At 38.5% G+C, this 317-nt stretch carries 1 protein-coding gene; it reads left to right on the top strand.

Annotated features, from left to right (window positions below):
* Positions 1–317 (top strand): 50S ribosomal protein L5 (gene rplE / locus ACTHSP_RS23370; protein ID WP_440347161.1); only part of this gene is annotated, 317 nt, incomplete at both ends.

Genomic DNA, 317 nt, shown 5'->3' with positions numbered 1-317 from the left:
ATCGCAGGTTTTAAAATCCGTGATAACTATCCAGTTGGTTGCAAAGTAACATTGCGTCGTGATCAAATGTTTGAATTTTTAGATCGTTTGATTACTATTGCATTGCCTCGCGTACGTGACTTCCGTGGTGTAAGCGGTAAATCATTTGATGGTCGTGGCAATTACAATATGGGCGTTCGCGAGCAAATTATTTTCCCGGAAATTGAATACGATAAAATCGATGCTTTGCGTGGTTTGAATATTACTATTACAACTACTGCAAAAACTGATGAAGAAGCGAAAGCTTTGTTGTCACTGTTCAAGTTTCCGTTTAAAGG

The sequence above is a fragment of the Neisseria sp. P0001.S005 genome (assembly GCF_051963715.1).
Note: the sequence above shows the minus strand (reverse complement) of the source record. Positions and strands in the feature narration are given on the sequence as shown.